General features: G+C 35.6%; 13 protein-coding genes. 7 read left to right on the top strand and 6 right to left on the bottom strand.

The window, feature by feature from the left end; translation table 11 throughout:
- From DMC01_RS14530 to miaA, 6 genes are all read right to left on the bottom strand, one after another.
- Positions 1-187: hypothetical protein (locus tag DMC01_RS14530; protein WP_221887154.1), on the bottom strand; the 187-nt coding region annotated here is incomplete at its 3' end.
- A 169-nt stretch (positions 188-356) separates the two neighbouring features.
- Positions 357-863 carry a YqhA family protein gene (locus DMC01_RS10725; protein WP_142694213.1) on the bottom strand — a complete coding sequence of 169 codons (507 nt, stop codon included), beginning with the start codon at positions 861-863 and terminating at the stop codon, positions 357-359.
- 231 nt (positions 864-1,094) lie between these two features.
- Complete coding sequence (locus DMC01_RS16815) at positions 1,095-1,256, bottom strand: hypothetical protein (protein WP_185908873.1); 162 nt, start codon at positions 1,254-1,256, stop codon at positions 1,095-1,097.
- Positions 1,257-1,385: 129 nt separating this feature from the next.
- Entirely contained in the window at positions 1,386-1,751 is a 366-nt protein-coding gene (locus tag DMC01_RS10720; protein WP_142694212.1) for a hypothetical protein, read from the bottom strand.
- A 389-nt stretch (positions 1,752-2,140) separates the two neighbouring features.
- Positions 2,141-2,998 carry an Abi family protein gene (locus DMC01_RS10715; protein WP_142694211.1) on the bottom strand — a complete coding sequence of 286 codons (858 nt, stop codon included), beginning with the start codon at positions 2,996-2,998 and terminating at the stop codon, positions 2,141-2,143.
- A gap of 193 nt (positions 2,999-3,191) precedes the next feature.
- Complete coding sequence (gene miaA, locus DMC01_RS10710; protein ID WP_142694210.1) at positions 3,192-4,061, bottom strand: tRNA (adenosine(37)-N6)-dimethylallyltransferase MiaA; 870 nt, start codon at positions 4,059-4,061, stop codon at positions 3,192-3,194.
- Positions 4,062-4,131: 70 nt separating this feature from the next.
- Between miaA and mqnP the strand changes: the two genes are divergently transcribed.
- The 7 genes from mqnP to DMC01_RS10675 form a co-directional block, all read left to right on the top strand.
- Positions 4,132-5,022: a menaquinone biosynthesis prenyltransferase MqnP gene (gene mqnP, locus DMC01_RS10705; RefSeq protein ID WP_142694209.1), complete on the top strand. Its 891-nt coding sequence runs from the start codon at positions 4,132-4,134 to the stop codon at positions 5,020-5,022.
- Positions 5,022-5,516 (top strand): hypothetical protein, encoded by a 495-nt coding sequence (locus DMC01_RS10700; RefSeq protein ID WP_142694208.1) that lies wholly within the window; start codon positions 5,022-5,024, stop codon positions 5,514-5,516. The genes mqnP and DMC01_RS10700 overlap by 1 nt, the downstream gene beginning before the upstream one ends.
- Positions 5,509-6,018 carry a DUF6115 domain-containing protein gene (locus DMC01_RS10695; RefSeq protein WP_142694207.1) on the top strand — a complete coding sequence of 170 codons (510 nt, stop codon included), beginning with the start codon at positions 5,509-5,511 and terminating at the stop codon, positions 6,016-6,018. Before DMC01_RS10700 ends, DMC01_RS10695 begins: the two co-directional genes overlap by 8 nt.
- Positions 6,019-6,631: 613 nt before the next feature.
- Positions 6,632-6,979, top strand: coding sequence for a DUF485 domain-containing protein (locus DMC01_RS10690; RefSeq protein ID WP_142694206.1), 348 nt, complete (start codon positions 6,632-6,634; stop codon positions 6,977-6,979).
- A 33-nt stretch (positions 6,980-7,012) separates the two neighbouring features.
- The gene (locus DMC01_RS10685) at positions 7,013-8,647 is read left to right on the top strand and encodes a cation acetate symporter (RefSeq protein WP_427846123.1); all 1,635 of its coding nucleotides are present in this window, start codon (positions 7,013-7,015) and stop codon (positions 8,645-8,647) included.
- 1,247 nt (positions 8,648-9,894) lie between these two features.
- Entirely contained in the window at positions 9,895-11,547 is a 1,653-nt protein-coding gene (locus tag DMC01_RS10680) for an L-lactate permease (RefSeq protein WP_142694204.1), read from the top strand.
- 955 nt (positions 11,548-12,502) lie between these two features.
- The coding region (locus tag DMC01_RS10675; RefSeq protein WP_185908872.1) for a dihydroxy-acid dehydratase domain-containing protein at positions 12,503-13,501 on the top strand (999 nt) is incomplete at its 3' end.

The following is a 13,501-nucleotide window of genomic DNA, read 5'->3' as shown; positions in this document are numbered from 1 at the left end:
TTCGCTCCGAAATGTAGGGCAAAAATATATACTTGTTTAACATCGATTTTACCAACCTTTCAGCCGTAATTATATCAGCTAAAAGTATCAATCGCCAAATTATAAATTTATTAAAATTACTAAGAGAAAATCCGTTTAAGCTTAATTGAGCCAAAATTTTTTGCATCTTTGGTGCTAGCACTTGCATTAAGTAAGTTTAATCTTTTATTCTTTAAGTTCTTACGGTTAAACAACTAATTTAAGTGCTTGTAAAATCTTAGCTGTGTTAAAAATTTGAAGTAAAAAATGTCATATATTTTTAAAAGTCTTTTGAGCTGATATATAACTTAGAAAATTTCTCTTTTAAGTGAGGGTATTTAATGCTTACTTCCTTGATGCAAAAAATAAAGCCCAAGACAAAGAGCAAGTATAGAACCTGCTAGATAGGTCATATCAAGCATATCATTTAGCTTCATTTGTAACACCCTTTGAAAAAAATTCACCACCAAAACCATAATAATAACCTTAGCAAGCTTATCTTTCAGCTGATCTAGGCTATGAACCTCTAAGACCTTGGATTGCTTTATAAGCTTTAACTCCTCTATGTCATTTATGAAAAGCTCATAAATTCCAAAGGAAAAGATGAAAAGCACAAGTGCCATTAGGTATAGATCCACAGCACCTATGATGGATCCTACTATGTCTTCGTGCAGATCTATATTTGAATTTGGCAAGATGAAATAATCAAAGGTATGAATGATGACCTTTATGATGTCATAACTAGCTATGAAAAAAAGCACAAAGGCACCCACAAGCCCAAAAATGACAGGTAAAATAGTAACAATCCGGCTCCTCATTAGAATTTTTTCAAAAAACCTAAACATCTTCTTTCCTTTTTGTGAATTTAGCCTACATTCTACTTGATTTTGGCAAATTTTAGCCTAATGTTTTTTAAAAACACGGTCTAAAAAGCTTTGGCTCAAGATGCTTTAATATTATTTTCTATTATCAACTTTAATAAATTTTGATGAGAATTTTGTCCTAAATTTTTAGTATTAATTTTGTTTCTTTTAAATAGAGGATAAAATTTTTCTCTTTTGTGCTTCTAAATTTCACTAAACGAAACTTTGCAAACCTTTGCTTACAGTTGCAAGTGTGTAACACGAAGCAAAAAATTTCACAATTTCGTTTATGTAGTTATGTCCCTTTGCAAACTCGTTTTTAAAGTGTTTTACTAGGTAATGAGCTTTTGCTCCGCAAAGGAACGAGCCTAGCATTGTAAAAAATCCACCAAACCATCATAAGCTTTGAGTCCCTCCTGTAAATTTCACTTTCTTTAAGCTCCGCCAAGTCCCATAGGCAATAGCTCTTTGACAGAGCAAGTGTTTGGGAGTATAAACGGTAGCCTAGCGTTTTAACATACCTTCTAGCAGAATTACAAGAGGCTTAACGAAGTAAAAACATAGGTGTCTTTTTTCCAGCCCCACTTCCACTCTTACCACGCACTCTTTTTGCCCCTTCTGCTTGCAGTTGCGAGTGTAACGAAGCAAAAAGTAACTTTCACCCTCTTCAATCTCACCACTCATTTTATTAAAGAAACTTCGTTTTGCTAATTTTTCACACTCTTTGGCTATTAAAATGCAAATTTCTTTGAAAATTTTACACAAACTTTGATGACGAATTTGACAAATTTCAGCGATTTGTTTAGCCTTTAAATCAAGGGTTTCTTGAAAAGTTGCAAGACGCGTAACACGAAGTAAAAAATAACGCAAAATTCCTTAAATTTCTTTTGAGACAATTCGGAAATGAATCATATATTTATTTTTCATCTAACTCTTTATACTTTAAAATGATATTGTATCAAATTAAAATATCTTGAGCCAAGTTAATAAAGGCTTTTGGGGCAGAATTAAGCGATAATGAGATAAAAGACTTAATATGAAAGGAAAACTATATTTTTAATAAAAGAACCACGATAAGCTTCTATTTAGTAACTCATAAATTCATAGAAAATCAGTGAAAGTCAAATAAATCCAGCGGCAAGGGGCTACCCCTCCCACCTTAGCAAAGCTCAACTTTTTACATCTTGCTTCGCGAACGACAAAAGTATGATAGTATAAAATTACAAAAATGTGGCAACAATTTGTTAAAAAATGCAATTTTATCTAAAAAAATTGACGATTTTAGTAAATAAAGTCTCTTTATAAGAATGTTTGAGTATATTTGCTATGATTATTCTGACGAAATGATATTTTTCTGTAAGTATAGTGTTGCTATCATAGAATTTTTTGTGCTTTATCGCTCTCGTTTTTAAAAATTTTAAAAAATCCTTATAAAATGCTTGTTTCATCGGTATGCTGTGGCATAATTTGTCAAAAACTACCAAAGAAGTAATGAAGTCATTGATAGTGCGGTTTTTTAGCATATATTCACATTCTGCCCTTTTATATTTTTCTATATGATTGCAAAGATAGTCTATGGTTTGCCTTTGTGGCTTTTTTATAATACTATTTAAATTAGCCAACAAGCAACTATTGTGCGCAGCTGAATTCCTTAAGCTCGAAACATTAAATATACTATCCTTAACCTTTTTAAACTCTTCATTAGGGTATTTGCCATAAAAGAATTTGCAAAGTTGCACTAAACTACCGAACTGCACGATTTCAACTATATTCCAAATTGCCAAGTCATCAATGCCATATTTTTGCAAAATCAAATCACTTGGAGAGTGAATTTCTATACTTTTTTGTTGATTTTGTTTTATTTTTTCTATTCTTTTTTCAAGAAAAGATTTCGTTTCTGCGCCATTTTGAGAATTTAAAAATTCTGCAATTATGCTATATCCATCTTCGCTAGTTACGCTAAAATCTGCAATTAACTTCGTCCTTAAAATATGCTCTATATCCAAGGTAAGTCTTAAAACAAAACGCCCAAAATGCATATCAATAGTAGATAAATCCACCAAATAAGCAAAATCCAAATTTTGATACATATCATATTTTTTTGATAATTTTTGCAATATGCTTTTATTTTAAAGAAATAATTATGATGGAGTAAAAATTCTGTGGCTTTTTTCTCATTATAAAGCTCAAATTTTATCCCTTTGTCTTTTAAATGTTTGATTTGTTTTTCTATGCTAAGCTTTAATCTTTTAGCATTATCCATATATTTATTCCTTGACTTTTCCTAATTATAGCATTTTTACTGAATGATTATAACAAGCTTTCTTTCAAACTCTCTACCACTTTATCGATATCATCGCCTTGAATTCGCACTCTTTCAAATTTTTTGTTAAAGGTTCTTTGGCGTTTGGCAAGCTGCATAGTGTGGGTGTTTATGAGCGTGGGAAGTTCGGCAAGGGTAATTTGTCCGTCTAAAAAGGCTTTGCATTCCTTTAAACCTATGGAATTTAGGGGTTTTAAATTGGGGTTAAAATTAGAAAACAAAAATCTAGCTTCCTCAATCAAGCCTGAATTTATCATATCTTGAGTTCTTTTTTCAACCCTAGCTCTTAACTCATCTTTAGCTAAAACAAGCTCAAAGATTTCAAGCTCTTTGATTAAAGGCTTTTGCAAGGTTTTCTTTAAAAATTCACTTGGTACCTCGCCCGTGCTTTCATAAATGCCAAGCCATTTTCGCAAGCGGTAGCTGTCGTTTTTGGCGATTTTTGAATTTTTATCCACCCTTGTCATTAGCTCGTAAATTTCATCGTTGCTAATTGTAGAATTACTTTCTTGCACACCTTGACTTAGCCCATTCATAAGCGCTCTTAGATAAAAGCTAGTTCCACCTACGATTATCAAGGGCTTATCAAGCTCAACAGCTCGCATCCGCGCCCTCTTATACTCATCAAAAAACAAGGCTACATTGAATTTTTCACTCACGGTTAATAAATTCACGCCAAAATGCTCCACCTTTTTAAGCGTGGCTAAATCAGGCTTTGCGGAGGCTATGTTTATTTCTTTATACACGCATAGGCTATCTAGGCTTAAAATTATAGCCTTAATTTCACTTGCAAGTTTTTTCGCTAGCTCGCTTTTGCCACTTGCTGTCGTGCCTATGAGTGCAAATTCATAAAACATTAAAAAACTTTCCTTAAATTCATAAAATTTTAGTAAAATCATAACAAAAAATTCACGCACAAGGGTTAAAATGAGTGTAGTTTTTATTAAGTTTAAGGATCTTTTAGAACTTATAGTTTTTAAGCACTCTATCTTTGCTCTACCCTTTTTATTTAGCTCGATCTGTGCTGCTTATTTCATAGCTAATGAGGCTCATTTTACTGAGACCCCAAGCCTTCTTAAAGCCCTTATTTTAGGCATTATCGCAGCTGTTAGTGCTAGGAATTTTGCTATGGCTGTAAACCGTTTAATGGATGAGGACATAGATAAAAATAATCCTCGCTGTAAAGACCGTCCAAACATAAACGGACGCATAGGACGAGGCTTCGTGCTTTCTTTCATAGCTTTAAATGCTTGTGTTTTTGTGCTTGTTAGCTATTTTATCAACCCTCTTGCCTTTAAGATTAGCTTTTTTGTGCTTTTTGTGTTAGCTATATACTCTGCCTTTAAGAGATTTTCATATCTTTGTCATTTGGTACTTGGGCTTTGTTTGGGGTTTGCTGCGATTGCTGGTAGTGTTTTGATATTAAATGAAATTCATCTTTATAGCATAATGCTTTGCCTTGGGGTTATGTTTTGGACTGCTGGTTTTGATCTGCTTTATGCCTTGCAGGATATGGAGTATGATAAAAGAGTAGGACTTTACTCTATACCTTCTAAGTTTGGCAAGGATGCTACTTTTTTTATCTCAGGGCTTTTTCACTGCTTGGCTGTGCTTTTTTGGCTACTTTTTGCAAACATAGCAAAGCTTGGAGTAATATCCTATATAGGCATTATTCTTAGTGCCTTTATATTAGTTTTTGAACACAAAATAGTGCGTAAAAATTTCTCTCAAATCAACAGGGCATTTTTTACTCTAAATGGCTATTTAAGCATAGTTTTTTTTGTTTTTATCTTTGTTGATGTTTTGGCGGCTTGGTGATGAAATTTTTTGATACGGCTTTAAAGATCGAGTTTCAAAGGTATAAAGAGGATAATCTAGCCTTTTTAAGTGAATTTAATCAAATGAATAACAATGCCTTGGGAGCTTGGAAAAAACTTGCTTTGAAAGTAAGCTTTAGTGAGGAGGAGGAGCTTTTATTTAAGCTACTTTTAAGCTTAAAAGAAGATATATTAAGGCTTGAGGATAAGATCTATCAAAGAAGTTCCTTACTTGAACTAGAACATAAAAGCCAAATTTCAGGCATAGCCTTTGACGGATTAAGATTACAAGATGAATGCCTAGAAACTGATGCCTTATACTATGCTAGAATAGAAATAAACCACCAGCTTATAAGCTTTTTTTTCAAGGCTTTAAATTCAAATCAAGCTCTAATAACTGAGATAAAAAGAGAGGATAAGGGCTTTTATGATGTCTTTGTGGTTGAGATGCAAAGAAGAATGATTAATGCTACGAAAGGACAGGGTAATGACTGAGGAATTGCTTTATTTGATCTTTGTTTTTATCTTGCTACTTGCAAGTTTGGCGTATTTTTTCATCAAAGATAAGGAAAATTTAAGCAAAATTCACAAACTAGAACAAGCCATTGAAGAGATTAACAAAAACATACATTATATAAGAAAAGAACTTGAAGAAAAAGAAGAAGAAGTAGCACAAGAACCTGATTTAGAAAAAATCAAAGAAGAGGTGAGATTTTCACTTGATAGAGAAATAAATAGCAAGATCTTGCCTATTTTAAAGAGTTTGCAAGGCTTTGAAAAGGTTGTAGAGGACTTTCAAAATGAGCAAGAAAACCGCCTGTCAAATTTAGAACAAAAGGCACAAAATATGAGCAAATTAAGCCCTGATTTCATAAATGAGGAACAAAGGATCATAGATCTTTTTCATCAAGGAAGAACAGTTGAGCAAATTGCTAAAGATTTGCGTATAAGCACAGGCAATGTTGAGTTTACCCTTAAAATGAAAGAGCTTTTGTGAATTTTTTTGCTACAATGTCTAAATTTTAGGCTTTTTTGCATTTATATTTTGACTTAATATACTTTTTAAACTGTCTTGACCTCATAGTTTAAACGACAAGGCTTTGAATTTGCTTTAAATTTCAAAGCCTTTTTTTCAAAATTTCTTTTTAAAGCGTTAAGCCTTGTTGGGCTGAATTTTTTTAAGCTTAACAAAGGAGTGCAAAATACAAAATTTTATTTGCCTTGCAAATTAAAAATGAGCCTAAGTTCTTTTTAGTAAATTTTGTAAGATTAAGCAAATTTTGTCATATTTATAGTAGAAATTCAGCAACTTGCAAGGCATAGTTAAAAGCAAAAAGTTCTCAAAGCCTAGCTTATAAAACTCTTTAACTATATAGGCTAAATTTGCAACTAAGCTTTTTTAAAAAGCAACTTTGATTTAGCTTACCTAAAAGCTAAGAAACTTACAAATTTTAGGCTTTTTGTAAGATTGTAGCATTAAAGGACTAGAACCGTCTTAAATGCTACTAAATGTTACATTTTCAATTTTCACTAAGATTTATATGGCTTTTATGCCTTAGATTAAATGAAAAATTCTTATACTTTAAACAAATTCAAAAAAAGGAGAAAAAATGAGTGATGTTTCTCAAGCAAAGGCTAGATTTTACAAATTTGTTTCTTTTAGAAATAAATTTTGTGTCTTCTTGTCCATTGTGATCTTGTTTTGCTATTACAGCTTTGTTGTTGGGGTTGGAGCCTTTCCGGAGGTTTTGGGTTACCGCTTAGGACCTAGTTCTATTAGTCTTGGTATCATCTTTGGTGTGTTTTTGATAGTTTTGTCTATAGTAGGCACAGGAGTTTATACCCTCTTTGCAAATAAGTATTTTGACAAGGAACAAGCTGAAATTTTAGAGGGTTTGAAAAAGAGCGGAGCCTTAGATTCTATGATCAAAGGCGAGGCAGAGGAACAAAGGAGTTAAGAAATGAATTTTAAAAGGCTTTTTTTTATTTTTATGATACTTGGTGCATCTTTTAGTATGTGCCTTGCAGCAGCTTTGGATACAGGAGATGTCAAACAAAGCGATAAGAATTGGTTTGCCATTGGGATGTTTTTGTTGTTTGTTTTAACAACCTTTGTTATTACTTATTATTCAAGCAAAAAAACCACCTCAGCCTCTGGCTTTTACACAGCAGGAGGAAATATCACAGGAGCACAAAATGCCCTAGCCATAGCAGGTGATTATATGAGTGCTGCTAGCTTTTTGGGTATAGTTGGGCTTGTCTTTGCTAATGGCTTTGATGGGCTTATTTATTCTGTTGGCTTTTTGGTGGGTTGGCCTATTGTTTTGTTTTTGATAGCTGAAAAATTTCGTAATCTTGGCAAATACACCTTCTCAGACATCATAGCCTTTCGTTTAGACTCAAAAAAGGTTCGCATCATCTCTGCTATTAGTGGATTAAGCGTTGTTGCCTTTTATTTGATCGCTCAAATGGTTGGAGCAGGAGCCTTGATTCAAGTGCTTTTTGGACTTCCTTATTCTTATGCTGTGATTATCGTTGGAGCCTTGATGATCTGTTATGTTGCCTTTGGTGGTATGCATGCTACTACCTGGGTTCAAATCATCAAGGCTTGCTTACTCTTAGGAGGAGCTACCCTACTTGCTTTTCTAGTTTTACTCACAGCTAAGTTTGATCTAGGTAGCTATTTTCAAACAGCCATAGCTAATCACTCCAAAGGAGAAGCCATTATGAGCCCGGGCACCTTCTTGCCAGATACCATTTCTGCTATCTCTCTTGGGCTTGCTCTTATGTTTGGCACAGCAGGACTTCCTCATATCTTAATGAGATTTTTCACAGTTAAAAACGCACAAGAAGCAAGAAAGTCTGTTTTTTATGCTACAGGTTTCATAGGGTATTTTTACATACTTACCTTCATCATAGGATTTGGAGCCATAGCCTTCTTGCTTGGAAATCCTGAATTCATAGACGAAACAGGCAAATTCACCATACCAGCAAATATGGAAGCCATTATGCTTTCTAAGGTGTTAGGTGGGGATGTCTTCTTAGGCTTTATCTCAGCCGTTGCCTTTGCTACCATCTTAGCCGTTGTTGCAGGACTTGCCATCTCAGGTGCAAGTGCGATCAGCCACGATCTTTATGTAAATGTCATTAAGGATGGAAGCTGCGATCCCAAAGTAGAAATGAGAGTAACCAAGATAGCAACAATATGCCTTGGCATCATAGCCATCATCCTAGGACTTGCCTTTCAAGGACAAAATGTCGCATTTATGGTTGGACTTGCCTTTGCCATAGCAGCTAGTGTGAATTTTCCTATCATCTTACTTAGTATTTATTGGAAAAATCTCACAACAAACGGTGCTCTTTATGGAGGCTTAATAGCCCTAGTAACTGTTTTAAGCCTAGTTGTTTTAAGTCCTAGCGTTTGGGTTAAGGTCTTAGGCAATGAAGCAGCCATCTTTCCTTATGATCACCCTGGTATCATCACCATTCCTCTTGGCTTTATAGCGATCTATGTCATCTCAAAGCTAGATTTTAGCCAAAGGGCAAAGATAGATAAGGAAGGCTTTGCAGCCCAAGATTTTAGAGCTCAAAGTGGGGTTGGTATCTCAGAAGCAGTAGCTCATTAAGAGCCTTAAAAGCTAAGAATTTACCCTCGTAAATTCTTAGCACTAAAACACTATGCTACAAGATAGCTTTTCTAGCTATTAAAAAAGAGGTCGCTTTATACTTTTAACTAAAATGACCTAGGATTTTCCTCAGCCATTTTAATAAAATTTTATACAATTTTTCATTCTTAATTTTAATCTTAAATCTAAATTCACTCTATTTCAAATGCGTGAAAAATTCTTTGCCGTGAATTTATCTAAGCTAGACTTTGTATAACCCTTTCTACTACGTAGCTACAAGAGCACGAAGTGAAAAAATTCACAATGCCTTTGATATGATTTTGCGAGTGTACAAATTTGTTTTTAGAGTGTTTTACACAATCTTGCGCCTTTGCTTCTTCTTGCAAAGTTGCAAGAAGAAACAAAGCAAAAAATCAAGCAAGCCATCATAAGTATTCCAGCTATCTCTGTAAATTTCATTTTCTTTAAGCTATGAAAAATCCCTTATAATCAGCAATAGCTCTTTGTCCTAGCAATGTTTGACCGTATAAACTCGTGCGATTTTGCTTTAATATTCCTTCTTGTAAAGTTGCAAGACGAAACGAAGTAAAAACATAGGTGTTTTCAGCTTAATGTCCGCACTTACTACGCACTATGTAAACCTCTTTTGCTACGCAGTTGCAAATGCAAGCAAAAAGCCATTTTAACCCTCTTCAATCTCAGCTTTTAGAGATTTTTTCGAACTCTTTGGCTATTAAAACTTTGCTACAAGCTTGCATTTACGCAAGGACAAGAAAGCTTACATAAAAGAGCAATTTTGCTTACACAAAGATCAGCACAAAAACACTCCAAGCATTGTTAAAATTTTCTCTCCCAAATGCAGAGCAAAATATATATTAAGATAGATTTTGCCAAGCTTTCAGATCTAATTACCTTAGCTAAAAGTATCAAAAGCCTAAAAGAATTTCACTCACTTAAAATTGAATTTTCACCTCTCATAATGTATGATAAGAACCCCTCCCTTAATTACAAGCTGAAAGGCTTAAATCTTTGATTAGCCTTTGTCAAATTCATCCTTGCTTAGGCTCTAAAAACATCGCTTTTATTGATTAAAAATGACAAAACATCTTTTATAAGCCCTTAAAATTCAACATCACAAAGCCAAATTTACACAGTCAAAGAACTAAATTTTATAACCGTCTTACTAAATTTTGATAAATTGCCTTCTTATTAAGCTATAATTAAAGACTAAATCAAAAGGAGGTTCTATGAGTCCTACATATCAAGTAGTTTTTGATCCACTTAGCAATATATGGCTAAGTGCGCTTGTTGCCTTTGTGCCAATTTTATGCTTTTTGCTCTGCTTGCTTGTCTTTAAGATGAAAGGCTATATAGCAGGCTTTATCACGGTCATCGTGGCGACCATAGTGGCTATGTTTGCCTACGATATGCCCTTTTCGCTTGTGGGAGCTAGTTTCGTGCAAGGCTTTGCGAACGGAATGTGGCCTATTGCTTGGATTATCATCGCTGCGATTTTCCTTTATAAGCTCTCCATTAAGAGCGGTAGCTTTGAGATTATCAAAGAAAGCGTTATGAGTATCACGCCAGATCACAGAATTCAAGTCATACTCATAGGCTTTTGCTTTGGCTCGTTTTTAGAAGGTGCCATAGGCTTTGGAGGACCTGTGGCTATCACGGCTGCCTTGCTTGTTGGGCTTGGCTTAAAGCCACTTTACGCAGCTGGGCTTTGCTTAATCGCCAACACAGCCCCCGTTGCCTTTGGAGCGGTGGGAATTCCTATCATTGCGATGAGTAGTCTCGTGGGCGTTCAGCAGTATGAAGTCTCCGCGATGGTAGGGCGAATGCTAGTTCCCTTAAGCTTAACCGTGCCTTTTTTCATCGTCTTTTTGATGGACGGTATCAAGGGTGTGAAAGAGACCTTTCCTGCTATACTTGTCGCAGCACTAAGCTTTACAGCAACTCAGTTTTTAAGCTCAAATTTTTTAGGAGCAGAGCTACCTGATATAATCTCAGCCGTAGTTTCCTTGGCTTGTACCACTGTGTTTTTGAAGTTTTGGAAGGTTAAAAATGTCTTTCGCCTTGATGAGGTAAAAGACTTTTCAAGCCACAAGCAAATGAACTTTGGCGTGGTGTTTAAGGCGTGGCTACCCTTTATCTTGCTGATTATCTGCATAATAGTTTGGACCCAGCCTTGGTTTAAGGCACTATTTGATAAGGGCTCTGTGCTTGATTACAGCAGAGTAAATTTGGTCTTTTCAAATTTAGAGGGCAGCATAGTCGATACTGCGGGCGAAGCTATAAACTTAGCACACGGCATTAGCTTTATCGGACTTCAAGCTGGAACGGCGATTTTGGTGGCTGCGATTTTAACGATATTTTTCTTGCGTATCAAGTCAAATGTCGTAGAAGAAGCCCTTGGCGACACGCTTAAAGAAATGGCTATTCCTTGTATTACCATAGGACTTGTAGTTGCCTTTGCCTTTATCGCTAAAAATTCAGGTATGAGTGGCACCCTTGGCACGGCTTTTGCGGCTACTGGCTCTGCCTTTGCTTTCTTTAGCCCTGTTATTGGCTGGATAGGTGTTTTCTTAACAGGTTCAGATACAAGCGCAAACTTGCTTTTCGGTCCTTTACAACAAGTAACAGCAAATGCTTTGGGCGTAAAAGAAGCCTTATTTTTAGCGGCAAACGCTGTGGGTGGTGTTGTTGGCAAGATGATAAGCCCACAAAGCATAGCCATAGCTTGTGCTGCTGTTGGTTTAGTGGGTAGAGAAAGCGAGCTGTTTAAATTCACCTTTAAATACTCAGTAGGATTTATCTTACTCATAGGCATTTGGACGCTGATAATCGCCTTTTTCTTAAATGGCATTATACCTGAAACGGTGCTTGTGCAAAAATGATGAAAGCTTTTAAATGTAAGAGCCTATGTGGGCTTAAAATCTTTGCCTTGTGAATTTTGGCTTTTTTCACAAGGCTTGGCTATGCAGATTACAGACTATGAAATACAGAAAATAAAGAATGAAAATTCACATCTTGCGTGAATTTTCATTTTAAATACTTTTGGCTATTTTTCAAAAAAGTATTGATTTTAGACAAAATGCCATATTTGTCATTCTGAGCGTAGCGAAGAATCCACGAATTTATGGAGAAATGCCTTGAATTTATGGATTCTTCGCCTACTTCGTAGGCTCGCCAATGACAAATCAACACTTTTTTGAAAAAGAGCCATACTTTTAAAAGGTAATTTTGTGAATTTTTTGTTAAAATTTGCATATATATAGATTATAAAACACTGAAAAATTTAAATTCAAGCAAGATCTGAATTTTTAGAAAAAATTTGTGTTAGCTGAGTTTAAATTCAAGTCAATGCGTGAATTTAAAGGCTATGAATTTAAGAAGGCATAAGCAGAGGATAGATCAAAAACTCTAAAAGACATAAAGAAAAAAAGTTAAGCCAAATGTGAATTTTTTAAGCAAAAAATGCAAAAATTATGAGTTAAATTCAATCAAAGTGTGAATTTTAAATAACTAAGACAAGATTACAAGAATTTAAATTAAAGATAATAAGGCGAAGTATTGCGAGGGGATTTTTGAGGCTACCGTAGAAAAAATCGAAGCGTGGCATACTAAAGGTATGTGAGTGAGATTGTTTTTGCTACGCTTGCAACTGCAAGCAAAAGGGCTTGCACAAGGCAACAAGCAGGGATAAAACATTAAAGTTTATCCCTATGAAGTTGCCGCAGTGAGCGAGGTGCGAAAGCGTGTAGTGCCTCCCTACCCAAAGGGTTGCGAGCGTAAGCGAAACAAAAAAAGCACCCGCAAGACAAGCCGTTAAATTAAAGAAAGGACAAAAAAATGCGTAGCGACACCATAAAAAAAGGCTATTTAAAAGCTCCAAACCGCTCTTTACTTAGAGCTTGCGGGCTAAAGGATGAGGACTTTGACAAGCCCTTCATAGGCATAGCAAATTCCTATATAGACATAATTCCGGGGCATTTTTACTTAAATGAATATGCCAAGATTATCAAGGATGAGATTAAGAAAAATGGCTGTGTGCCTTTTGAATTTAACACCATAGGGGTTGATGATGGCATAGCTATGGGGCATAGCGGTATGCTTTACTCCCTGCCAAGCCGTGAAATCATCGCAAATTCAGTTGAAACCGTGATGAATGCCCACTGCCTTGATGCCCTTGTTTGCATTCCAAACTGCGATAAAATCACGCCCGGTATGCTTATGGGTGCGTTACGCGTAAATGTGCCAACGATTTTCGTAAGCGGAGGTCCTATGAGGGCTGGTTTTAGCTCCAAAGGCGAGAAACTAACGCTAAATAGCGTCTTTGAGGCTGTGGGTGCTTATGAGGTTAAAAAAATCGATGAAAAAGAGCTAAACGACATAGAGTGCAAAGCCTGTCCGGGAGGGGGCTCTTGCTCTGGGCTTTTTACTGCAAACTCTATGAATTCACTTTGCGAGGCACTTGGCATTGCTCTAAGTGGCAATGGCACGGTGCTAGCTCAAAGTAAGGAACGCGAAGAGCTTTTAAGAAAGGCAGCAAAACGCATTTGCGAGATAGCCTTAAATGAAAAGGATAGGGAAAAATTTGCCATTAAAAAGATTATAAATTCAAACTCCATCCGCAATGCTATGGTGCTTGATATGGCTATGGGGGGTAGTTCAAATACCATCTTGCATATGCTTGCCATTTCAAGAGAGGCACAAAGCCCCCTTGAAATAGGGGATTTAAACGATATAAGTCGCAAAATCGCCCACATAGCAAAGGTAGCACCGAGTTTGCCTGAGGTAGCTATGGAGGATGTGGGAAATGCTGGGGGCATAAATGCTATGCTTAAAGAA

The organism is Campylobacter troglodytis, from assembly GCF_006864425.1.
In the GTDB taxonomy this organism is placed as follows: domain Bacteria; phylum Campylobacterota; class Campylobacteria; order Campylobacterales; family Campylobacteraceae; genus Campylobacter_D; species Campylobacter_D troglodytis.
Note: the sequence above shows the minus strand (reverse complement) of the source record. Positions and strands in the feature narration are given on the sequence as shown.